1 protein-coding gene is annotated in these 1,198 nt (G+C 66.3%); it reads right to left on the reverse strand.

Going from position 1 to position 1,198, the window contains the following annotated elements; all coding sequences use genetic code 11:
- Positions 1-34 precede the first annotated feature (34 nt).
- Positions 35-1,192 carry an aminotransferase class V-fold PLP-dependent enzyme gene (locus ACESMD_RS09620; RefSeq protein WP_372612615.1) on the reverse strand — a complete coding sequence of 386 codons (1,158 nt, stop codon included), beginning with the start codon at positions 1,190-1,192 and terminating at the stop codon, positions 35-37.
- Positions 1,193-1,198: the final 6 nt, after the last annotated feature.

Genomic DNA, 1,198 nt, shown 5'->3' on the forward strand with positions numbered 1-1,198 from the left:
AGAAAACGCTGGATGCCTGATAGCCGATAAAGGGTTAGATCGCCTGGCGGCGAAGGCCGTTCAGGGCATGGTCCAGGGCCTGAACGGCCCTGTCGATCTCGCTCTCGGTGCTGAAGCGACCGAAGCTGAAGCGCAGCGACGACAGTGCCAGCCGGCGCGGCACACCGATGCCTGTCAGTACATAGGACGGCGCTACACTTGCCGAGTTGCATGCCGAGCCGGTAGATAGCGCCAGATCGCCGAGGGCCATCAGCAGGGATTCGCCGTCGACGCCCTCGAAGGCCAGGTTGAGGATGTTCGGAACGGAGGTGTCCACGTCCGTGTTGCAGTGTATGCCTTTCAGGTCGGCCAGGCCCGCCAGCAGTCGGTCCCGCCGCAAGGTGATGCGAGCCTGGTCATCCTCGCCCTCGGTGTCGGCGAGGGCGAAGGCCTTGCCCATGCCGGCGATCTGGTGGGTCGCCAGGGTGCCCGAGCGCATGCCGCGCTCGTGCCCGCCACCATGGATCAGTGCTTCCACGCGGATATCGGGACTGCGCCGGACATAGAGGGCACCGATGCCCTTGGGGCCGTAGACCTTGTGGGCGGAAAGTGACATCAGGTCGATGCCGAGGCGCGCGACATCCAGCGGGATGCGTCCTACTGCCTGGGCGGCATCCACGTGGAAGATGGCGCCTCCGGCATGGGCGACCTCGGACAGCGCGGCCAGGTCGTGGATGGCGCCCAGCTCGTTGTTGACGGCCATCAGCGAGACCAGCACGGTGTCATCCCGCATGGCTTCGCGCAGTGCCTCGGGGGTCACGCGCCCATCGCGCTCCGGCCTCAGCCAGGTCACTTCGACACCTTCCTGCTCCAGCGCCTTCGCCGTGTCGACCACCGCCTTGTGTTCGATGATCGAGGTCACCAGGTGGCTGCCTCGGGTCCGGTTGGCTCGCATGACGCCGGTCAATGCCAGGTTGTCGGCCTCGGTGGCACCGCTGGTCCAGACGATCTCTCGCGGATCGGCCGCGATCAGGTCGGCGACCTGGCGGCGTGCGCCCTCCACGACCTGTTCCGCCTGCCAGCCGAGCATGTGGCTGCGCGAGGCCGGATTGGCGAAGATGCCGTCCTGGGTCAGGTGTCGACTCATGACCTCGGCGACCCTAGGGTCGACCGGCGTTGTGGCGGCATAATCGAGATAGATGGGCGTGGTCATGGAGAA

The sequence above is a fragment of the Halomonas sp. genome (assembly GCF_041689495.1).
In the GTDB taxonomy this organism is placed as follows: domain Bacteria; phylum Pseudomonadota; class Gammaproteobacteria; order Pseudomonadales; family Halomonadaceae; genus Halomonas.

Coding starts and splice junctions, on each gene's coding strand:
- ACESMD_RS09620 (WP_372612615.1), bottom strand. CDS start 1,192: ATGACCACGCCCATCTATCTCGATTATGCCGCCACAACGCCGGTCGAC.